This window comes from Aeromonas sp. 11P (genome assembly GCF_051920165.1).
GTDB lineage: Bacteria > Pseudomonadota > Gammaproteobacteria > Enterobacterales > Aeromonadaceae > Aeromonas > Aeromonas veronii.
The window spans coordinates 3069060-3089196 of sequence record NZ_JBQBDJ010000004.1 but is presented as its reverse complement, the minus strand read 5'-3'; the positions used below and the strand labels follow the sequence as shown (position 1 = coordinate 3089196).

The following is a 20137-nucleotide window of genomic DNA, read 5'->3' as shown; positions in this document are numbered from 1 at the left end:
ACCACCTCCCTGATTAGTCCGATTTGGTGTTAAGCCCAGCTTACTTCCTGGTCGATAACTGACCAGATGTATAGCGCCGAGGGCGAACGTATGCGCATCGATCACTACGACCTCCAGGGGGAGGTGCAATACCGGCAGCAACAGGCCCAGAGCCGCAAGGTGCGCAACCTCGGGCCCGTGCCACCCGCCGTCAATCCACCGGAAGGCAACAGCACGGCAGCGGCCGGCGAACGCCGCAGCACCCTGACCCTAACCAGCGCCCTGACGCTGCAAACCGCGAGGCAATCGGCCGCCAGCCAGCAAGCGACAACGCCTCCCGCACCACCCGCAGGGGAAGTCGGCAAAGAGCAGGATGGCATTCCCGACGATGGGCTGGATAACCGCCAGCGGCTGATCAAGCTGATGATCGAGGCGATGCTGGGCCACGAAATCGAGCTGCCCAAGCCGATCAAACCCTCCGAAGAAGGGAGCGAAGGGGTGACGCAAGGAGACGCCGCTGCTCAGGCCGCCGAGCCGGATCAACTGGTGGAGGTGACGGACACCCTGCTGCAACAGGAGCAGCTCAACGTGGTGGCATCAGCCAGCGTAGCGACTCGGGATGGTCAGACTATTCAGCTCGATCTCGGCTTTGTGCTCGACTGGCGTCAGCTGGAAGTGAGCCAGCGGCGCACCACCCTCCATGCCCTCAAGGATCCGCTGGTACTCAGTCTGGATGGCAAGATTGCCGATCTGACCGAGGCACGGGTCACTTTCGATATTGATCAGGATGGCAAGGAGGATAGCCTGCCGGGTCTGCGGGAAGGGAGCGGCTTTGTGGCGCTGGATCGCAATGGCAACGGCACCATAGACGATGGGGGCGAGCTGTTTGGTGCTCGCTCCGGCAATGGCTTCGGCGAGTTGGCCACCCTGGATGAGGATGGCAACGGGGTGCTGGACGAGGGGGATAGCCAGTTTTCAGCCCTGCAGTTCTGGCATCCGGAGCACGCCCCTATCGCGCTGGTCGAACTGGGGATCGGCGCCATCCTGCTACGCCCCCTCGACACCCCCTTCAACCATCTGGGGGAGAGCGGCAATCAGGGGGTGCTGCGCCAATCCGGCCTCTATCTCACCGAACAGGGTAAAGGAGGCTGGGTGCAGCAGATCGATCTGCGGGTCTGAGCCTTGAAATGAAATCACCCATCGGTCGCTGACGAGCTCTGCCAGCGACCGGCTCCGGCACTATCAATTCAGCTCGGTGGGGTCGATATCCAGACTCCAGCGCACCCTTTTGGTCTCAGGCCAGCCTTCCAGCTCCTTCACCGCCCAATCCAGCAGTTGGGCCAGCGGTGCCCGGTTCGGCCCCTGCACCAGCAACTGCATGCGGAACTTGCCCGCCTTGCGCTCCATAAAGCCGCTGATGGGCCCCAGCACCTGAACGTGGGGATAGCGGGCGCTGCGCAGGGTATCGGCGAGGCGGGAGAGGAACAGCTGCACCTCGTCGCGGCCGTTGGCCTCAGTCCGAAACAGCCCCTGATAGCTGAAGGGCGGCAGCCCCAGCAGGCGACGCTCTTTCAGCGCCGTGTCGGCGAAGTGGCCGTAACCGTTCTGGGTCAAATCCTGCAGCAGGGCATGTTCCGGATGGTGGCTCTGCAGCACTACCAACCCGGGTTTGCTGGCGCGACCGGCGCGGCCCGCCACCTGGGTGTAAAGCTGGGCCAGCTTCTCGGCGGCGCGAAAATCGGCGCTGAACAGGGCACCATCCACATCCAGCAGACCCACCAGCGTCACATCCGGAAAGTGGTGGCCCTTGGCGAGCATCTGGGTGCCGATCAGGATCTTGTACTTGCCCGCCTTGATGTCGCCGAGATGGGTCTCCAGCTCCCCCTTGCGGCGGGTGTTGTCCCGATCGATGCGCACTACCGGATATTGCGGGAACACAGTGGTAAGCAGCTGTTCCAACTGCTCGGTGCCCACTCCCGATCCAATCAGCTCGTTGCTGCCACACTCGGGGCAGTGGTGGGGCAAGGGACGCACGCTGTCGCAGTGGTGGCAATGCAGCCGCCGCCCGGCCTGATGCCAGGTGTACCAGGCGTCACAGCGCTCGCAGGCGGCGCTCCAGCCACACTGGTGACAGATCAGAGCCGGGGCATAGCCACGGCGGTTGAGAAACAGCATCACCTGATTGCCCGCCGCCAGATGCTCTGCCATCAGCTGCTCCAGCTGGGGAGAGAGCCCGGCCTGCAGCCGCACGTTCTTGATATCCAGAATCACCTGCCGGGCGGTCTGGGCATTGCCAGCACGGCGGGTCAGGGCGAGGTGGTGATACTTGCCGCTGCGGGCGTTGTGCAGCGTCTCCAGCGACGGGGTAGCCGAGCCAAGCAGGATCGGAATACCGGCACGATGGGCCCGCATCACCGCCAGATCCCGCGCGTGGTAGCGAAAACCGTCCTGCTGCTTGAAGGAGCCGTCGTGCTCCTCGTCGATGATGATGATGCCGAGGTTGTGAAACGGGGTGAACACCGCAGAGCGAGTGCCGATCAGGATGGCGGCGCCGCCGTCTCGGCAGGCGAGCCAGGCGTCGAGCCGCTCCCTGTCGTTCATGGCGGAGTTCATCGCAACCACCGGCACGTTGAAGCGGCGGCGGAAGCGGTTGATGGTCTGCGGGGTGAGGCCGATCTCCGGCACCATCACCAGCGCCTGCTTGCCCGCCTTGAGCAACGGCTCGAGGATGCTCAGGTAGACCTCGGTCTTGCCGGAACCTGTGATGCCATCGAGCAGGAAGGCACCGAACTTGTCGCTCTGGCTGGTAACGGCAGAGACGGCCAACGCCTGTTCGCCGTTGAGGCGCAGCCCCTCCCCCGGCTCAAAGCGGGCAGCCCAATCGCCATCGTGGCTCGGCTCCAGCGAGCGTTTCTCCAGTAGCCCCTTCTTCTCCAGCGCGGTGAGTGCGGCGCTCTGGATCTCCTCCTGCTTGAGGGCGGAAGGGGTCTGCGGCCCCTTGCGCAGCAAGGCGAGCGCCTGCTGCTGCTTGGCGGCCCGCTTGAGCTCGTTGAGGTCGATGGCCATCCCTGCCTCGGTGGCAAACCAGAACTCCAGCTCGCGATAGGCGGCAGGCTCCCCCTTGCGCACCAGCACCGGCAGGGCGTGCGGCAGCACCTCCCCCAGCGGGTACTGGTAGTAGCTGGCGCTCCAGTTCATCAACGCTAGAATATCCGGCCCCAGCACCGGCGTCGCATCGAGTACCCGCTTGATGGGCTTGAGCTTGTTGCGGGGCACCTGGCTCTCGGTCGGATGATCCACCACCAGCCCGACCAGGGTCTGGGGACCGAAAGGGATCTCGACCCGACAACCGGGGACAGGTAACGGCAGGGGAGAGAGATAGTCGAAGTGACGGCGTAACGGTACCGGGACAGCGACACGAACCAGATCCAGCGTTTGGGAAGAATTCACCAGGGGTTGCCTATTTTTTCTGCGAAGCCACTTGCCTGATCTCAGGCATTTCCTATATTATTCGCAGCCTTTGAAACTGTGTTCAACAATCGTGTGGTGTCCGACAAGAGATCGGATGGCGACACGGCCTATTAATTGAGGTTGTCCATGAAAGCTGGTATCCATCCTGACTACGTAGCCATCACCGCCAAGTGCTCTTGCGGTAACGTCATCAACACTTTCTCTACCATCGGTAAAGATCTGAACCTGGACGTGTGCTCCGAGTGCCACCCGTTCTACACCGGCAAGCAGAAAGAAGTTTCTAGCGGCGGCCGCGTAGACAAGTTCAACAAGCGTTTCGGTGCGATGACCACCAAGAAGTAATTTTACTTCTGAAGAATTCTGAAAAAGGCGCCCATCGGGCGCCTTTTTTACGATCCCTGTTTTTCATCCTTCATGTTCCCGCAGCCAGACCACTCGCCCCTACTGGCCAAACCCTTTGGAACGACGCAAATAGACATACCCCTCACCCGGGCTACCCCAGCGCGGACTCCCTGCGTTGTCATAGGCGCGATCCAGCAGTCTGACGCTGTCGGGGCCAATCCAGATATGCTGCACCAGCGTCGTGGCACCACCAAAATCGGTGGAGCAGTGGCCCACCCGGGTATGACCGGCATATTCGCCGGAGGGAGTGCGTGTCAGCCAGATCTCGCATCCGTGGCGCAAGGAGAGCTGCTGCGGGGTCAGACTGTCGAGCAGGGCGGGATCATGCCAGGCACCGGCAAAATCGGTAGCCCGGGGCATGGTCAGTTCGGCCATCAGGATCCGCCCGTCAGGGGCGGGTGAGAAGCGATAGATGCGCTGGCGGAAGGGACGGACGGAGCGCAGACTCAGGTACTGCTCGGCATAGACCCAGCGATAGCCCTGATAGCCGGGCCAGATCTCCATCAGGCGCAGCTCGGCACTGGTAAAGCGGCTGTCGTAACTGGCCTGCTCCCGGCTCGTAAATGCCCCGTTGAACCAGCTGAGTAGCGGCTCCATACCGGGCTTGAGTGGGGTAGCCTGAGGCGCCGAACCTGCCAACACCAGACAGGAACAGAGCAGCCCGAATACGGCCACCAGCAACTTTGCCATCGAATCCTTCCGAATCATCATAGTGGCGGCGATTATATGAGCGAATTTCCCCAATAACAGCCATTACGATCAAATCATTGCCACTCTGGTGCAAAAACCTCACAAGGATGCCAGTCCGCTCACTAAACCCGATATTTTGCCACCGCCTTGTTGAGCAGCTGGGCCTGCTCGTTGAGACCCTCGCTGGATCTCGCATTTTCCTCCGCCATGATGCTCGACTCCTGGGCGATGTCGCGGATGTTGTTGACGTTGCGGTTCACCTCGTTGGCCACCAGACTCTGCTGTTCGATAGCCGCAGCAATCTGGGTGCTCATGTCCATGATGTGGGTAACATCCTGAGTGATCTGCCCCAGCAACTCCCCTGCGGTACTAGCCTGATCCGAGCTGCGGTTGCCCTGCTCGCGGCAGGTCGCCATCACATCGACGATGCTGCCGGTCTGTTTCTGCAGCGAGCTGATGATGCCGGCGATCTCTTGGGTCGATTTCTGGGTACGGATGGCCAGATTGCGCACCTCATCGGCCACTACCGCAAAGCCGCGCCCCTGATCCCCTGCCCTAGCTGCTTCGATGGCTGCGTTGAGGGCCAGCAGGTTGGTCTGCTCGGCAATGCCGCGGATTACATCGAGCACGGAGCCGATGGTCTCGCTCTCTTTTTGCAGCTGGCTCACCTCGCGGGATGAACTCTCCAGATTGCCCGCCAGCGAGCGGATCTGCTCGACAGTATTCTCGACCGCAGTCCGCCCCTCCATCGCCTTGTTGTTGGTCGCCTGCGCATTGTTGGCCGCCTGCTCGGTGTTGCGGGCGATCTCTTCGATGGTGGATCCCATCTCGGTGGACGCGGTCGCCACCATATCGGTCTCCTGCAGCTGGCGCGCCGCCCCTTCACTGGTCCGTTTGACGTTGGCCGAGAGGTGATCCGCCGCTTCGGTCAGGGTGTGCACGCTCTGCTTCACATCGCCAATCAGGTTGCGAAACCCACCCAGCATCACGTCGAGATTGCCTGCCAGCTGGGCCATTTCATCTGCCCCGCGCAGCTCTATCTTCAGGCGCAGGTCATTATCTTGGCGAATGCGGTTGACGGTATCATTCACCTGAGTAATGGGACGGTCGATGCTGCGCCCCAGCAACACGCTCATGATGCCGATCAGCACCACAATCACCCCGCCACAGACCAGCATCAGGCTGTTGAGGCGAGCGCTCTGCCGCTCCAGCTCAGCGACAATGTGCTGATCGACGGCGGCAAACCCCTGTTCGGTCTGATGCACCAGATCCCGCATCTGGTTGCGCAGCCCCTCATCCTCTTTCAGCCCCAGTACCTGCATCCCCTGCACCAGCGCCACAAAGTCCTGCCGGTACTGCTTGCTGGCCTGCTCCAGCTTGCCGCGCTCCCCTTCTGGCAAGGCGGCAAGGCTATCCTGAAAACTCTTGTGCAAGGTCTCGAAACGCTCCAGATACTGGATATCGGAGCGCAGCATGAAGTCCTTCTCTGCCCGCCTCAGCTGCAACATGGTGATGAGCAACCCCTGCTGATCCAGCTGCTTGAGCCCATTCTCCACCTCATGCACCGCCGCCCTCAGCTTGCCATAGAGCCCCTCCTCCGGCCCCAGACCAATCTTCTGCTGCTGGGCCACCAGATCGTTGAAGGCTTTGCCATAGCCGCTGATCTGCTGATCCAGTCTGGTCAGCTCCCCCTCGACGGCCGCCAGATTGTCATCGGTCAGCAGCTCCCGATTGTGCTGGTGAAAGTCAGACAGCCCCTGATTGAAGCGCTCGACGAAGGCCATATCCTTGCGGATCAGAAAATCCTTCTCGGCCCGCCGCAGGTTGAGCATGGCGATCTCCAGCTGGTCGATATTGCGCTGGGCTTCGGTCAGGTGACGGTGCACCTGGCTGGAGTAGATAAACAGGCCGCTCAGTACCAGCATGGCAACGGCAACCAGCACGGTATTCAGGATCAACTTATGACGGATAAGCACGATGGACCTCTCGCAAACTGGCAGTGAACTGCATTGAGCTTATGCAGAAAAGCGGCGACTGGTGATCTGTGCAAGGAATATTCATTGAAATGCCACACCCACTCCTTATACTGGTTGCACCTGTTTCCAGCCGTGGATTTGACACTATGGAATACAATACTTCTGAACTGTGCGACATCTATCAGGACATGGTGGATGTGCTTGAACCCATGCTCTGCTCCTTCGGCGGCCGCGCCTCTTTCGGCGGCGTCATCACCACCGTCAAATGCTTCGAATCGAATGGCCTGATCCGTGAACTCGTCAAAGAGAACGGACTGGGACGCGTCTTGCTGATCGATGGCGGTGGCTCCATGCGCCGAGCTCTGATCGACAGCGACATCGCCACCACGGCGGCCGAGAACGATTGGGAAGGGATTGTCTGCTACGGCTGCGTCCGCGAAGTCGATATTCTGGAAGATCTGGACATCGGCATTCAGGCACTGGCAGCCATTCCGGTCGGTGCCGACAGCAAGGATGTAGGGGAGACCGATCTGCCGGTCAACTTCGGTGGGGTGACCTTCCTGCCCGACGACCACCTCTACGCCGATACCACAGGGGTGATCCTCTCCCCCGAGGCACTCGATATCGAGTAAGCCACAGACAGCGTGACGACGGGAGCCTTGGCTCCCGTTTTTTATGCCTGCAACTTGCTGAAAAATGACAAAAAAAGAGGGCCAGATAAACTGGCCCTTAACTGGAAGCAATGTGAGCAATGTCGTGCCTTCACAAGAAGTCCATCACGTTGGAACGAATGAAGTCTTTCCCGGAAAACAAGTTAACAATAATCATTCTCATTTAACTAGGCAAGCGCTATTTGCAGAAAGTGCAAAAGAATTGACCACCGCGAAGGGTGGTCAATCTGGTCAGGCTTGCCGGGTGGCCGTTTGCAGGCTGGATAATCCGGCCTCGCCCACCAGCTTGCGGCTGAGGTAGCGCAACAAGACACCGTAGAGCGGCACGAATAAACCAAGGCTTATCAGCAACTTGAATACGTAATCAACGGTTGCGATCTCGACCCAGTGCTCTGCCATGAAAGGATCTGTGGTGCGCCAGAAGGCCACACTGAAGAAAGCGATGGTATCGACCAGATTACCGAACAGGGTGGAGGCCGCTGGCGCAATCCACCACTGCTTGAGCAGACGCAGGCGGTTGAACACCACCACATCCATGAACTGCCCTACCAGATAGGCCATAAAGCTGGCCAACGCGATACGCGCCACGAACAGGTTGAACTCGGCCAGATGACCAACGCCCTGAAAGCTCCCTTCGAAGAAGAGCACGGAGAGCGCATAGGAAACCGCCAGTGCTGGCAGCATCACGGTCTGGATAATCTTGCGCGCCAGACCGGCACCGAAGATCCGCACCGTCAGGTCAGTGGCGAGGAAGATAAACGGGAAGCTGAACGCACCCCAGGTGGTGTGGAAGCCAAACACGGTGATCGGCAGCTGCACCAGATAGTTGCTGCTGGCAATGATCAGGATGTGGAACAACGACAGGCGAACGAGCGCCGTTTGGTACTGCGCAGGGGTCAGATTCATCTTGTGACCTTTTTGGTTAATGGGGTTAGGGAACCCATATCGCCACCATTGGCGATAATCGAGGGGCGAGATTATACGCCCCCAAACCGATAGTTCAATCTTTATGCGATTACGCTTGTCCAGGTTGGCCAGCGGCAGAGCAAGCCTTGTGGGCGATAGTCACGCCTTGTGTTGTCTGGCGAGCCAGAGCAGCGCCTCCCGATCCGCCGGGCGCACCGCCTCCCGATCCGCCGGGCGCACCGCCTCCAGCCAGCAACCGCTGTAGTGTTCATACTCCAGCCGAAACTGACTCTCTTCAAACTCCAGCAACCAGCTATGGCGGTCGGCCCCCGCATCCTGCTCGAGCGGCTGAAGCTCCCACTCTCGCAGCAAGGCCTGCGCCAACAGCGGAAACGAGTCCCACTCGAGCGCCGGACAATCCAGCGTCACCACGCCAGCTTCGTTATCTACCTGTTTGATTTGCCAACTCATTCCCTGTCTCTCAGCTACTGCAGGAGAGCTCACCACCGCAATACCATGCCGGAGTCGGGGTGGCGAGATCCTCATATTCGGGTTGTTCATCATAGGGGTGCTGCAAGGCGGCGAACAGCCGCTCGAACGGCTGCATATCCCCTGCGTCGGCGGCGTCGATCACCTGCTGGGCCAGCGCATTGCGCAGCACATACTTGGGATTGATGCCATCCATCTGCGCCTTGCGCACGGCATCCTCGCTGCCTTCGCGCATTAGCCGCGCCCGATAGCGTTCCAGCCACGCCTGCCAAACACCTGGTTCAGACAGCAGGGCCAGCAGAGATGCAGGCCACGTACCCTCTTGCGTCACCTCACCGAGCCGGCGCAGGAACAGGTGGTAATCCACCTTGTGGGCCGCCAGCAAACGGAACAGTTCGCGGAACAGTGCAGGGTCATCCTCCTCCCACACTGCCAGCCCGAGCTTGGCCCGCATCAGTTCGGAGTAGTGCAACATCAGCTGCTGCTCGTACTGGGCCAACGCCGCTGCCAGCGCATCACCGTCTACATGGCCAGCCAGCGCCTGCGCCAGTTTTTGCAGATTCCAGTAACCGACTGCAGGCTGCTGATCCAGCGCGTAGCGGCCCGCCGGATCCGAGTGGTTGCAGACAAAGTCCGGCACATAGGCATCGATAAAGCCGTAGGGGCCGTAATCCAGCGTCAGGCCGAGCAGCGACATGTTGTCGGTATTCATTACCCCGTGACAGAAGCCCGCAGCCTGCCATTTGGCGATCAACCGCGCGGTGCGGCGCACTACCTCGGCAAACAGTTCGGCACCACTCTCCAGCTCGGGGAAGTGGTGGCGCAGCAGATAGTCGATGAGTGGCGGGATCTTCTCTCCCTGCCCGCTCCAGGCGAAATACTCGATATGACCGAAGCGCAGATGGCTGGGGGCGGTGCGCAGCACGGTCGCCCCGGTCTCCACCTGTTCGCGATAAACGGGCTCCTGACTCCCCACCAATACCAGCGCCCGGGTGGTCGGGATGCCGAGGGCATGGAGCGCCTCGGAGGCGAGATATTCGCGGATGCTGGAGCGCAGCACGGCGCGACCGTCACCAAAGCGGGAAAACGGCGTCTTTCCTGCCCCCTTCAGGTGCAGATCCCAGCGCTGACCATCCGGCGCCTGCTGCTCACCCAGCAGCAGCGCGCGACCATCTCCAAGCCGGGGGCTATAACCCCCGAACTGATGGCCCGCATAGACCTGCGCTACCGGCTGCATACCGGGCAGCACTTTTCCCTCGCCACAACAGGCGATCCAGTCAGCCTCGCTGACGCCTCCCAGCCCCAACTCATCCAGCAAAGCCCGGTTGAGATGAAGCAACCGGGGTTGCTGCAGCGGCTGGGGGGCTACAGGTTCACAGGCCCAGGGCAACTCGGTCGCAAAAGTGTTGATCAACTTCATGGTTGTACCATTCGTCCCTGCGTATGCTCGTGTCACTCTTTATACTGCCGTCAGCCATGCTTGCGCTAACTGGCGACCATCATTTTTCAATTCAAGGAGAAGAAGATGCAAAAATGGGTATATGCCCTGCCCTTGCTGGCACTGGCGTGGGGTCATCAGGCCAAGGCTGCCGATATTGAAGCCGGCAAAGCCAAGGCGGCGGTCTGTGCCGCCTGTCACGGCGTGGAAGGCAAGGCGATGATCCCCAACTATCCCCATCTGGCGGGTCAGAATGCCGCCTATCTGGTGAAACAGTTGAAAGCGTTCAAGGATGGCACCCGCAAAGAGCCCTTGATGGACCCCTTCATGGCGCCGCTGACCGATGCGGATATCGACAATTTAGCCGCCTTCTACGCCAGCCTGAAATAACCTCGCGTCTGACCCCAGGTTCTTCCGAGCCGCGCTTACCCTGGTCGATTAGGCAGCCTAATCGACCCTAACGACGGCAGTAGTCGATGATCAGGTCCATAAAGGCTTCGCCAAAGCGTTCCAGCTTGCGGTGACCCACACCGTTGATAGCCAGCATCTCGTCTTCGGTCATCGGCATCAGCTGAGCCATCTCCACCAGGGTCGCATCGTTGAATACCACGTAGGGCGGCACCTCTTCATCCTCGGCAATCTGCTTGCGCAGGCCGCGCAACTCCTTGAACAACCGCTTGTCATAGTTGGCATTGTCGAGCAGGCCATTGCGCTTCTCCTTGCGGCTGGAGATGGGCTGCAAGCGGGGCACCGCCAGCTCAAGCTTCACCTCGCCACGCAGCACGGGGCGGGCTGCTTCGGTCAGCTGCAGCACCAGATTGCGGGTGATGTTCTGGGTCAGCAGCCCCTTGTGGATCAGCTGGCGGATCACGCTCATCCAGTATTCATGGCTCTGATCCTTGCCGATGCCGTAAGTCGAGAGCTTGTCGTGGCCGTGATCCTTGATGCGCTGATTGAGGGAACCACGCAGCACCTCCACCACATAGCCCACCCCGAAGTTCTGCCCCACCCGCCAAACGCAGGAGAGTGCTTTCTGGGCATCTTCGGTGCCGTCATAGCTCTTGGGCGGATCGAGACAGATATCGCAGTTGCCGCACGGCTTGTCGTTGTACTCGCCAAAGTAGTTGAGCAGCACCTGGCGGCGACAAGTCTGCGCCTCGGCAAAGGCTGCCATCACGTTGAGCTTGTACTGCTCCACCTGCAGCTGCTGCGGGTTCTCGATGTTGTCGAGCAGGCGGCGCACCCGACCGATATCGGCGGGATCGTAGAGCAGCAGCGCCTCGGCGGGAGTGCCATCGCGCCCGGCGCGGCCGGTCTCCTGATAGTAGGATTCAATGTTCTTCGGAATGTCGTAGTGCACCACGAAGCGCACATTGGGCTTGTCGATACCCATACCGAACGCCACCGTCGCCACCACTATCTCGATGTCATCCTTGAGGAAGGCATCCTGGGTCTGCTGGCGCTGCTCGAGCGGCAGCCCCGCATGATAGGGCGCCGCATTGCAGCCGTGGCGGGATAGCCGCTCTGCCACCTCCTCCACCCGGTTGCGGCTGGAGCAGTAGACGATGCCGCAGTTACCCTTCTGGCTCTGCACGTAACGCAGCAACTGCTCGGCCGCCTTGAACTTCTCCACCAGGCTGTAACGGATATTGGGGCGATCGAAGCTGGCGGTGTGAATGAAGGGATCGTTGAGCTCCAACCGGTGCAGCATGTCGCTGCGGGTCGCCTCGTCGGCGGTGGCCGTAAGCGCTACCACCGGCACCTGCGGGAACCACTGCTTGAGTCGCCCCAGCGCCGCATACTCAGGTCGAAAATCGTGGCCCCACTGAGAGACACAGTGCGCCTCGTCGATGGCGAACAGGCCGAGCGGCAGCTCGGCCAGCCGGTCCATAAACTCGTGCTGCAGCAAGCGCTCGGGGGAGACATAGACCAACTTGATCTCGCCACGACGCATGGCGGCGAAGTTCTGGATCATCTCCTCCCGACTGAGGGCCGAGTTGATGTAGACCGCCGCTACGCCGTTGGCGCGCAGGCTGTCGACCTGATCCTTCATCAGCGAAATAAGGGGAGAGACCACCACCCCGAGCCCGGGTCGCAGCAGTGCCGGGATCTGGTAGCAGAGCGACTTACCGCCACCGGTGGGCTTGAGCACCAGCGCATCGCGCCCAGCGACAATCTGCTCGATGATTTCGAGCTGGCCCGGCCGAAACTGCTGATAGCCGAAAACCGCCTGCAGCAGGGCAAGCGGACTCTCTGGCTGAGGATCTGGCAGGGTTTCGGCAATCGCGGTCATGGGCTCTCCTTTGGGGTCGCCATTCTAAAGCAGCCGCCGCCCACAATAAACCTGCCATTGCGACTGTTAAGGAACTGTTGCAGACTGGCTGGAGTTTTTACTCGGCTTTGATGACAAGGATTGGGATCAGAGAATGAAACAGATGCTCAAGAAGATGGCGCTCAGTGGCATTGCCAACCTGTTTGCCGAGAAGATGCCCTTCAACAAGCTGATCGGCATGCAGGTGACCCACTACGACTTCGACAAGGTGGAGCTGCGCATCAAGATGGACGAGAAGCTGATCGGCAACCCTTTCCACCACATCCTGCACGGCGGCGTCACCGCCACACTGCTGGATGTAGCGGGCGGCATGATCGTCGCGGCCTCCTGCATCGACGAGCTGGAGGAGTTCTCCCCCAGCTATCTCAAGGAGCGCTTCGCCCGCCTAGGCACTATCGATCTGCGGGTGGATTACCTGCGTCCGGGGCGCGGCAACGAGTTTATCGCCACCGCCCACATCATCCGGGCTGGCAGCAAGGTCGCGGTAGCCCGGATGGAGCTGCACAACGAAGAGGGCACCCACATTGCCTTCGGCACCGGCACCTATCTGGTGGGTTGAACCAAGTTAGTGCATAAAAACCACGCGGCTAATCCACTTTTAATCATTAGATTCCTTACCCCCTCTGGCCGAACAAGGTCCATACTGGTAGTCGGGATTGTGTGCAGAGGGAGGATTGCAGGCGATGAGTGCGAAACTGGCCATCAAACCATCCAGAGCCTTGTTGACACAGCTCGAGTCCATGCTCGACGAGGTGCAGACACCCGAGTGTCGCCACTGGTTGGAACAGGAGCTTGAGGGGTATTCTCTCTCCTCACCCCTGCCTTGGTATCGCATCGCTCCCTGTCGGCAACGCGGTCACTTTCTGGATCTGAAAACGGGAAAATATTTGACCTGTCACATCAACAGTCAAACGCTATGCCAACGCGATCTGGCCCAAATTCAGTTCATTTATGCCCGTGAACCCGCCGCCCACTATTTGCTGCAACGCAATTCCGGTATTGAACCCTGGCCAGAACAGCTGCTGGAAGATTATCAGGAGCAGTTGATCCCCGGCCATTTATGCCTGCAAGCTTGGCATGAGCCCGTGATTTCATTACGTGCACAACTGATGGAGGGAATAGAACATTTCATTAGTGAGTACCCCAAGCACGCGGCCTTGCTGCCTCAACACAGTTTCAAGGCTTTGCGGCATCAGCACTGGCATATCTGAGTAAGCGCCTGGCGCGCAAGGAGGGCACCATAGACAAGACCCATAGCGAGATTGCCACAATCTAGAGTGCCGGAGTCAGGATCAGACTCCACCGATGGGCCACCGAGCGGTGGCCCTTTTAATGTCTGTGGTCTTGCTTCGACCCTGCATACAGCAAGTGAAATCACTCAGCCAATTGGCAAGTCGGCAAGTCGGCAAGTCGGCAAGTCGGCAAGTCGGCAAGTAAAGTGAAGCGAGAAAGCAGAAAGGGAAAATGCAAAAAGGCCGCTCTATTGGGCGGCCTTTTCAAATTTGGTCGGTGTGAGAGGATTCGAACCTCCGACCCCTTCGTCCCGAACGAAGTGCGCTACCAAGCTGCGCTACACACCGATGTCTGCGGGACGGGAATTTACCGAAAGCCCCGACCCGACACAAGCCTTTTTTGCATTTTGCAGGAAAAAAAGTGCTGTTCGCTCAACTATTCAGCACTCTTTTCATCCGTTTACCGAGCGGCAGCCAGCTGGTGACATTCCGGTAACCGGCTGTCAGGCCAGGCGCAGGGATGCTGGCCCCAGCAGACGGCGCTGCCAGTCAGCCACAGTGCCATGCTCCAGCCAGTCGGCTGCATGCTGGCGCCAGTTGGGGGAGAGGGCCGGATTCTCCAGCAATATCAGCAGATCCGCTTCATTGCGCACCTGATTGAACAGGATATCCGCCGTGCGCTTCACCGTCAGTTCGGGATAGGGTCTGTCTACCAGCTCCATGGCCGACTCCGGCGACACCATCCCCTCCTCCAGCACCCGCAGCAGCCAACCACAACGGCCATTCAGTTGCATCACCTGCGACATCTGGCCATAGCCAAAGCGCTGGTTGAGCTTGAAACAGGGGGATCTCGGCTGGCTGATCTGGATCAGCGCCTCGCCGAGTCGATAGACATCGCCAATGCAGGCTTGCGCCTCGGTCAGCCCAAGGCCGGAGATATTCTCGCCAAAGGCGGCAGGCTGCCAGGGGGTGCGTGGTGCAGGAAGACCCAGCGCGGTTTGCCAGGTCTGCCACCAAAGATAGTGATCGGCCGGATAGTAGTGGAGCGCCCGATCCGGGCCACCGTGGTGGCGCTGGTCACACTGTTCATCCCCTTCCAGACCGGCAAAGGTACAGCGAACTGGCGCAGAGATCGGTTGCTTGTGAATGGCGCTGGTGAGGCCGGGCACCAGCTCGGTGCCGCGACCGCTAAAAAGAGAGATCCGCATACTCATCCTCCAGGTTGACGAGAGTAGGCGGATCTTATCATGCCGTCAGACCACGGCCTGCATCTGGGTGGTCATGGCGATCTCGGCACGACGGCGCTTCTCCGCCCTGGCCATCAGATACCAGCTACCGAAGGTAAAGAGCGATACCGACAGCAGGATCAGGCTGGCCACCGCGTTGATCTCGGGTTTAACCCCGAGCCGCACCGCCGAGAAGACCTCCATCGGCAGGGTAGTGGAGCCCGGGCCGGAGACGAAGCTCGCCAGCACCAGATCATCCAGCGACAGGGCGAACGACATCATGCCGCCTGCCGCCAGCGAGGGGGCGATCATCGGGATAGTGATCAGGAAGAACACCTTCCACGGCTTGGCGCCAAGATCCATCGCCGCCTCCTCGATGGAGAGATCCAGCTCCCGCAACCGCGCCGACACCACGATCGCCACGTAGGCGGTACAGAAGGTGGTGTGGGCGATCCAGATGGTCAGCATGCCCCGCTCGGCGGGCCACCCCACCAGCTGGGCCATCGCCACGAATAGCAGCAGCAGCGACAGACCGGTGATCACCTCGGGCATCACCAGCGGCGCCGTCACCATGCCACCGAACAGGGTGCGACCACGGAAGTGGGGAATACGGGTCAGCACGAAGGCCGCCACCGTCCCCAGCGCCACCGCGGCGATCGCGGTGTAGAAGGCGATCTCCAGCGAGCGGAACACAGACCCGATCAGCTGCTTGTTGTCGAGCAGGCCGAAGTACCACTTGAGCGACCAGCCACCCCACACCGTCACCAGCTTGGAGGCGTTGAAGGAGTAGATCACCATGATGATCATGGGCAGGTAGATAAACAGCAGCCCCAGCCAGAGCATCAGCTTGGCAAAACCGAAACGTCTCATCATGCCTTGCCCTCCAGCTCTTTGGCCTGGTTACGGTTGAAGAGGATGATCGGAATGATCAGCACCGCCAGCATCACCACCGCCAGTGCAGAGGCGACCGGCCAGTCGCGGTTGTTGAAGAACTCCTGCCACAGCACCTTGCCGATCATCAGGGTCTCCGGGCCGCCCAGCATTTCCGGAATAACGAACTCCCCTACCACCGGAATGAACACCAGCATGCAGCCGGCGATAATGCCGTTTTTGGAGAGCGGCACAGTGATCTGCCAGAAACGGGTCAGGTTGCGGGCCCCCAGGTCGGAGGCGGCCTCCAGCAGGCTCTGGTCATGCTTGACCAGATTGGCGTAGAGCGGCAGCACCATGAAGGGCAGGTAGGAGTAAACGATGCCGATATAGACCGCCAGGTTGGTGTTGAGGATCTGCAGCGGCTCGTCGATCACCCCGATCCCCAGCAAGACGCTGTTGAGCAGGCCGTTGTTGCTGAGGATCCCCATCCACGCATAGACCCGGATCAGAATGGCGGTCCAGGTCGGCATCATGATCAGCAGCAGCAGAACGGTCTGGGTCTCCTTGTTGGCCCGAGCGATGGAGTAGGCCATCGGATAGCCAATCAGCAGGCAGAGCAAAGTACTGACGAAGGCCATCTTGAGGGAGCCCAGATAGGCCGCGATATAGAGCTCATCCTCCTGCAGCAGCAGGTAGTTGCCCATGTTGAGCAGGATGGTGAGCTGATTGTCGGCCCAGCTCACCACATCGGTGTAGGGCGGGATCGCCACATCCGCTTCCGCAAAACTGATCTTCACCACGATGACGAAGGGCAGCAGGAAGAAGAGGAACAGCCAGAAGAAGGGGATGCCAATCACCAGTCGGCGCCCCCCGACCCGCTTCAGTCGTTGCAAGAACTTCATGATTGCAGCACCACGCCGCTGTCATCTTCCCAGTAGAGGAACACCTGGTCATCCCAGGTTGGCCGCTTGCCGTGGCGTTCGGCATTGGCGATGAAAGCCTGAACGATTTTGCCCGAGGGCAGCTGGATGTGATAAACCGAGTGACCGCCCAGATAAGCGATGTCATAGACCTCACCCTTGGTCCAGTTGAAGTCCGGGTGCTCGATCTCCTCCGGCTTTTGCAGACTCATCAGCAGTTTTTCCGGCCGTAGGGCGTAGGTCACCTTCTTGTTCTCGGCGCGGGAGCTGATGCCGTGGCCCACATAGATGGGCTGCTCCAGATCGGCGCAGGCGATGGTGGCGTGGTCCTGCTCATCCTCCACCAGCAGGCCGTCGAACAGGTTGACGTTGCCGATAAACTCGCACACCAGCCGACTGGCTGGGGTCTCGTAGATATCCATCGGGCTGCCGATCTGCTCGATGCAGCCGAGGTGCATGATGGCGATCCGCTCCGCCATGGTCATCGCCTCTTCCTGATCGTGGGTCACCATGACGCAGGTCACCCCGACCCGCTCGATGATCTCCACCAGCTCCAACTGCATCTTGGAACGCAGCTTCTTGTCGAGCGCCCCCATGGGTTCATCCAGCAGCAGCAACTTGGGACGCTTGGCCAGGGAACGAGCCAACGCCACCCGCTGGCGCTGGCCACCGGAGAGCTGATGCGGCTTGCGGCGGGCGTACTGGGTCATCTGTACCAGCTTGAGCATCTCCTCCACCCGGGCATCGATCTCGGCCTTGGGCAGGCCATCCTGCTTGAGGCCAAAGGCGATGTTCTGGGCCACCGTCATATGGGGGAACAGGGCGTAGGACTGGAACATCATGTTGATGGGGCGTTCATAGGGGGGCATGTCGGTGATGTCGACCCCGTCGAGGAACAGCCGCCCCTCGGTCGGGCGCTCGAAACCGGCCAGCATCCGCAGCAGGGTCGATTTGCCGGAACCGGAGCCGCCGAGCAGGGCGAAAATCTCCCCCTTGTGAATATTGAGAGATACGTTATCGACCGCCAGCGTTTCGTCGAACTGCTTGCTTACCCGATCAATTTTCACCAGCACTTCTTTGCGCTGCTGACTGCCCTCGAGGGCTTTCTTGTAGGCACTGGAGGCTATCGCCATTACCAAACTCCCCAACGTGATACCGGCCTTGCAGCCGATCCATAAAAGCGATTTGGCGCCCCCGAACGGGCACCAAGGTTAGGTACCGGACTTGATCTTGGTCCAACTCCGGGTGATTAGACGCTGTACGGAGCGGGGATGTGCTTCCTGCACATAGAGTCGCTCCAGCACGGCCTGAGGGGGATAAACCTCCTCATTGTTGCGCACCGCCTCATCCATAAACTCGCCCGCCCTTGAGTTGGGATTCGCGTAGCCCACATAGTCGCTGACCTTGGCGATCACTTCGGGCTGCAGGACGTAGTTGATGAGGGCGTGCGCCTCTTTGACATTGGTGGCATCGGACGGGATCGCCATCATGTCGAACCAGAGATTGCCCCCCTCTTTCGGAATGCTGTAGGCAATTTTCACCCCCTTGCCAGCTTCATCGGCGCGGGCAGCGGCTTGCAGGATGTCGCCGGAAAAACCGGCTGCCACGCAGATGTCGCCATTGGCGAGATCGCCGATGTATTTGGAGGAGTGGAAGTAGGCCACATAGGGCCGTACCTTGAGCAGCAGCGCCTCGGCCTGCTTGATATCCCCCGTCGCATGACTGTTGGGATCGAGCCCGAGGTAGTTGAGGGCAGCAGGGATCATCTCGTCGGCAGAGTCGAGGAAGGCGACGCCGCAGCGAGAGAGTTTCGCCATGTTTTCCGGTTCGAAGATGGTGGCCCAGGAGTCAATCTTGTCGACCCCCAGCACCGCCTTGATTTTGTCGACGTTGTAGCCAATGCCGTTGGTCCCCCACAGATAGGGCACCGCGTACTGATGACCCGGATCCACCTTGTCGAGCTGCTTGAGCAGCACGGGATCCAGGTTGGCCAGATTGGGCAGCAGGGATTTATCCAGCTTCTGGAAGGCTCCCGCCTTAATCTGCTTGGCCAGGAAATTATTGGAGGGCACCACCAGATCGTAACCGGTCCGCCCCGTCAGCAACTTGCCTTCCAGGGTCTCGTTGGAGTCAAACACGTCATAGACGGTCTTGATCCCGGTCGCCTGCTGGAAATCGCTGAGGGTGGTCTCACCGATATAGTCAGACCAGTTGTAGAAGTGCAGCACAGGGGCAGCCTGGGCCACATTCGCCAATCCCATGGTCAGCGCTATGGTTAGCAATCTGGTTGTATTCACGGTGTCAGTTCTCCTGTTCAGTGGTTGACCGCCTGCGCATCCATTCGCGCGGCCCATCCGGATGGATGGCATCACTACCCTCCCGGCCGAACTGCGGACCGGGAGGGGCATTCGTTACTTACTTGCCGGACTTGATCTTGGTCCAGCTGCGGGTCATCAGACGCTGCACCTTGGCCGGCAGATCCGGGAAGGTGTAGATCTTCTGCAGGGTCGCCGCATCGGGGTAGATACCCGGATCGGTGCGGATCGCCTCATCCACCAGCGGGGTCGCCGCCTTGTTGCCGTTCGGGAACTGCACCACGTTGGTGATGTTGGCGATCACCTCGGGCTTCATCAGGTAGTTGATGAAGGTGTGGGCCGCCTCGACGTTCTTGGCATCCGCCGGAATGGCGATCATGTCAAAGAAGCTGCCTGCCCCCTCTTTCGGAATGGTGTAGGTGAGTGCTACACCATTCTTGGCCTCGGCTGCCCGCGCCTTGGACTGCTGCAAGTCACCGGAGTAACCGACCGCTACGCAAAGGTTGCCGTTGGCCAGATCCGAGATGTACTTGGAGGAGTGGAAATAGGCGGTATAGGGACGGATGGAGAGGAACAGCTCCTCAGCCTTCTTCAGCTCGGCCGGTTTCTGGCTATCCGGTTTGAAGCCCAGATATTGCAGGGCAGCCGGCAGCATTTCGGTCGGTGAATCGAGGAAGGAGACGCCACACTCTTTCAACTTGGCCATGTTCTCCGGCTTGAACACCAGATCCCAGGAGTTGACCGGGGCATCGGCCCCCAGCACGGCTTTCACCTTCTCGGCGTTGTAGGCATAGCCGATGGTGCCCCACAAATAGGGGATGGAGTACTGGTTGCCCGGATCGCTCGGCTCGAGCGCCTTGAGCAGGTCGACATCCATGTTTTGCCAGTTGGAGAGCTTGGACTTGTCCAGTTTCTGGAACACGCCCGCCTTGATCTGCTTGGCCAGGAAGGGGTTGGATGGCACCACGATGTCGTAGCCCGAACTACCCGCCAGCAACTTGGCTTCCAGTACCTCGTTACTGTCGAACACGTCATAGACCACCTTGATCCCCGTCTCCTTCTGGAAATTATCCAGGGTATCCGGCGCTATGTAGTCGCTCCAGTTGTAGACGTGCAGCACCTTCTCTTCAGCCATTGCTCCGGCACTTGCCATGACCAGAGCCACAGAGGCAGCGATCACTCCTGTTTTGAAAGACATCATCCTTGTCTCCTAAGCA

At 59.9% G+C, this 20137-nt stretch carries 19 protein-coding genes and 1 tRNA gene; 6 read left to right on the top strand and 14 right to left on the bottom strand.

The genetic code is table 11. From position 1 onward, the window contains the following. The first annotated feature begins 66 nt into the window (after positions 1-66). Positions 67-1158 (top strand): hypothetical protein, encoded by a 1092-nt coding sequence (locus tag ACTG1P_RS14205; RefSeq protein ID WP_440001542.1) that lies wholly within the window; start codon positions 67-69, stop codon positions 1156-1158. Positions 1159-1221: 63 nt separating this feature from the next. On the opposite strand, the gene priA is transcribed toward ACTG1P_RS14205, so the two are convergent. Beyond that, positions 1222-3429: a primosomal protein N' gene (priA, locus tag ACTG1P_RS14200; protein ID WP_440001541.1), complete on the bottom strand. Its 2208-nt coding sequence runs from the start codon at positions 3427-3429 to the stop codon at positions 1222-1224. Positions 3430-3576: 147 nt separating this feature from the next. Here priA and rpmE point away from each other — a divergent pair, with 147 nt between their 5' ends. Further along, positions 3577-3792 (top strand): 50S ribosomal protein L31, encoded by a 216-nt coding sequence (gene rpmE, locus ACTG1P_RS14195; protein WP_005340673.1) that lies wholly within the window; start codon positions 3577-3579, stop codon positions 3790-3792. A gap of 99 nt (positions 3793-3891) precedes the next feature. On the opposite strand, the gene ACTG1P_RS14190 is transcribed toward rpmE, so the two are convergent. Both ACTG1P_RS14190 and ACTG1P_RS14185 read right to left on the bottom strand, forming a co-directional pair. Next, complete coding sequence (locus ACTG1P_RS14190; protein ID WP_005340675.1) at positions 3892-4542, bottom strand: chromophore lyase CpcT/CpeT; 651 nt, start codon at positions 4540-4542, stop codon at positions 3892-3894. A 122-nt stretch (positions 4543-4664) separates the two neighbouring features. Next, positions 4665-6518 (bottom strand): methyl-accepting chemotaxis protein, encoded by a 1854-nt coding sequence (locus ACTG1P_RS14185; protein WP_278170937.1) that lies wholly within the window; start codon positions 6516-6518, stop codon positions 4665-4667. A gap of 146 nt (positions 6519-6664) precedes the next feature. On the opposite strand from ACTG1P_RS14185, the gene rraA reads away from it, so the two are divergent. Further along, positions 6665-7150 (top strand): ribonuclease E activity regulator RraA, encoded by a 486-nt coding sequence (rraA, locus tag ACTG1P_RS14180; RefSeq protein ID WP_005340678.1) that lies wholly within the window; start codon positions 6665-6667, stop codon positions 7148-7150. Between the two features lie 270 nt (positions 7151-7420). Here rraA and ACTG1P_RS14175 read toward each other — a convergent pair whose 3' ends face one another. The 3 genes from ACTG1P_RS14175 to ACTG1P_RS14165 form a co-directional block, all read right to left on the bottom strand. Then, entirely contained in the window at positions 7421-8095 is a 675-nt protein-coding gene (locus ACTG1P_RS14175) for a 7-cyano-7-deazaguanine/7-aminomethyl-7-deazaguanine transporter (RefSeq protein ID WP_005340680.1), read from the bottom strand. Between the two features lie 159 nt (positions 8096-8254). Beyond that, entirely contained in the window at positions 8255-8566 is a 312-nt protein-coding gene (locus ACTG1P_RS14170) for a DUF3630 family protein (RefSeq protein ID WP_440001540.1), read from the bottom strand. A gap of 10 nt (positions 8567-8576) precedes the next feature. Next, complete coding sequence (locus ACTG1P_RS14165; RefSeq protein ID WP_440001539.1) at positions 8577-10004, bottom strand: protein adenylyltransferase SelO; 1428 nt, start codon at positions 10002-10004, stop codon at positions 8577-8579. Between the two features lie 105 nt (positions 10005-10109). Here ACTG1P_RS14165 and ACTG1P_RS14160 point away from each other — a divergent pair, with 105 nt between their 5' ends. Next, entirely contained in the window at positions 10110-10412 is a 303-nt protein-coding gene (locus ACTG1P_RS14160) for a c-type cytochrome (RefSeq protein WP_005340687.1), read from the top strand. A 67-nt stretch (positions 10413-10479) separates the two neighbouring features. Here ACTG1P_RS14160 and recQ read toward each other — a convergent pair whose 3' ends face one another. Further along, entirely contained in the window at positions 10480-12315 is a 1836-nt protein-coding gene (recQ, locus tag ACTG1P_RS14155) for an ATP-dependent DNA helicase RecQ (RefSeq protein WP_440001538.1), read from the bottom strand. Positions 12316-12448: 133 nt separating this feature from the next. Between recQ and ACTG1P_RS14150 the strand changes: the two genes are divergently transcribed. Continuing rightward, on the top strand, positions 12449-12913 hold the full coding sequence (locus ACTG1P_RS14150; RefSeq protein ID WP_440001537.1) for a thioesterase family protein: 465 nt from the start codon (positions 12449-12451) through the stop codon (positions 12911-12913). Positions 12914-13037: 124 nt separating this feature from the next. After that, positions 13038-13565, top strand: coding sequence for an AbiTii domain-containing protein (locus ACTG1P_RS14145; RefSeq protein ID WP_440001536.1), 528 nt, complete (start codon positions 13038-13040; stop codon positions 13563-13565). A 292-nt stretch (positions 13566-13857) separates the two neighbouring features. Here ACTG1P_RS14145 and ACTG1P_RS14140 read toward each other — a convergent pair. From ACTG1P_RS14140 to ACTG1P_RS14110, 7 genes are all read right to left on the bottom strand, one after another. Further along, positions 13858-13934: transfer RNA gene (locus tag ACTG1P_RS14140), tRNA-Pro, on the bottom strand. A 155-nt stretch (positions 13935-14089) separates the two neighbouring features. Next, entirely contained in the window at positions 14090-14794 is a 705-nt protein-coding gene (locus ACTG1P_RS14135) for an MOSC domain-containing protein (RefSeq protein ID WP_440001535.1), read from the bottom strand. A gap of 45 nt (positions 14795-14839) precedes the next feature. Then, positions 14840-15685 carry an ABC transporter permease subunit gene (locus ACTG1P_RS14130; RefSeq protein WP_005340701.1) on the bottom strand — a complete coding sequence of 282 codons (846 nt, stop codon included), beginning with the start codon at positions 15683-15685 and terminating at the stop codon, positions 14840-14842. Beyond that, positions 15682-16587, bottom strand: coding sequence for an ABC transporter permease subunit (locus ACTG1P_RS14125; protein ID WP_005340703.1), 906 nt, complete (start codon positions 16585-16587; stop codon positions 15682-15684). Before ACTG1P_RS14125 ends, ACTG1P_RS14130 begins: the two co-directional genes overlap by 4 nt. Beyond that, on the bottom strand, positions 16584-17738 hold the full coding sequence (potA, locus tag ACTG1P_RS14120) for a polyamine ABC transporter ATP-binding protein (RefSeq protein ID WP_005340704.1): 1155 nt from the start codon (positions 17736-17738) through the stop codon (positions 16584-16586). The genes ACTG1P_RS14125 and potA overlap by 4 nt, the downstream gene beginning before the upstream one ends. A gap of 78 nt (positions 17739-17816) precedes the next feature. Continuing rightward, entirely contained in the window at positions 17817-18902 is a 1086-nt protein-coding gene (locus ACTG1P_RS14115) for a polyamine ABC transporter substrate-binding protein (protein ID WP_005355476.1), read from the bottom strand. A gap of 118 nt (positions 18903-19020) precedes the next feature. Further along, positions 19021-20118, bottom strand: a complete 1098-nt coding sequence (locus tag ACTG1P_RS14110; RefSeq protein WP_005340709.1) for an extracellular solute-binding protein — start codon at positions 20116-20118, stop codon at positions 19021-19023. Positions 20119-20137 lie beyond the last annotated feature (19 nt).

What these genes read in the sequence shown, in the direction of transcription:
- ACTG1P_RS14205 (WP_440001542.1), top strand. Translation starts at nt 67, where the DNA reads ATGTATAGCGCCGAGGGCGAACGTATGCGCATCGATCACTACGACCTC.
- rpmE (WP_005340673.1), top strand. Translation starts at nt 3,577, where the DNA reads ATGAAAGCTGGTATCCATCCTGACTACGTAGCCATCACCGCCAAGTGC.
- ACTG1P_RS14190 (WP_005340675.1), bottom strand. Translation starts at nt 4,542, where the DNA reads ATGGCAAAGTTGCTGGTGGCCGTATTCGGGCTGCTCTGTTCCTGTCTG.
- rraA (WP_005340678.1), top strand. Translation starts at nt 6,665, where the DNA reads ATGGAATACAATACTTCTGAACTGTGCGACATCTATCAGGACATGGTG.
- ACTG1P_RS14175 (WP_005340680.1), bottom strand. Translation starts at nt 8,095, where the DNA reads ATGAATCTGACCCCTGCGCAGTACCAAACGGCGCTCGTTCGCCTGTCG.
- ACTG1P_RS14170 (WP_440001540.1), bottom strand. Translation starts at nt 8,566, where the DNA reads ATGAGTTGGCAAATCAAACAGGTAGATAACGAAGCTGGCGTGGTGACG.
- ACTG1P_RS14165 (WP_440001539.1), bottom strand. Translation starts at nt 10,004, where the DNA reads ATGAAGTTGATCAACACTTTTGCGACCGAGTTGCCCTGGGCCTGTGAA.
- ACTG1P_RS14160 (WP_005340687.1), top strand. Translation starts at nt 10,110, where the DNA reads ATGCAAAAATGGGTATATGCCCTGCCCTTGCTGGCACTGGCGTGGGGT.
- recQ (WP_440001538.1), bottom strand. Translation starts at nt 12,315, where the DNA reads ATGACCGCGATTGCCGAAACCCTGCCAGATCCTCAGCCAGAGAGTCCG.
- ACTG1P_RS14150 (WP_440001537.1), top strand. Translation starts at nt 12,449, where the DNA reads ATGAAACAGATGCTCAAGAAGATGGCGCTCAGTGGCATTGCCAACCTG.
- ACTG1P_RS14145 (WP_440001536.1), top strand. Translation starts at nt 13,038, where the DNA reads ATGAGTGCGAAACTGGCCATCAAACCATCCAGAGCCTTGTTGACACAG.
- ACTG1P_RS14135 (WP_440001535.1), bottom strand. Translation starts at nt 14,794, where the DNA reads ATGCGGATCTCTCTTTTTAGCGGTCGCGGCACCGAGCTGGTGCCCGGC.
- ACTG1P_RS14130 (WP_005340701.1), bottom strand. Translation starts at nt 15,685, where the DNA reads ATGATGAGACGTTTCGGTTTTGCCAAGCTGATGCTCTGGCTGGGGCTG.
- ACTG1P_RS14125 (WP_005340703.1), bottom strand. Translation starts at nt 16,587, where the DNA reads ATGAAGTTCTTGCAACGACTGAAGCGGGTCGGGGGGCGCCGACTGGTG.
- potA (WP_005340704.1), bottom strand. Translation starts at nt 17,738, where the DNA reads ATGGCGATAGCCTCCAGTGCCTACAAGAAAGCCCTCGAGGGCAGTCAG.
- ACTG1P_RS14110 (WP_005340709.1), bottom strand. Translation starts at nt 20,118, where the DNA reads ATGTCTTTCAAAACAGGAGTGATCGCTGCCTCTGTGGCTCTGGTCATG.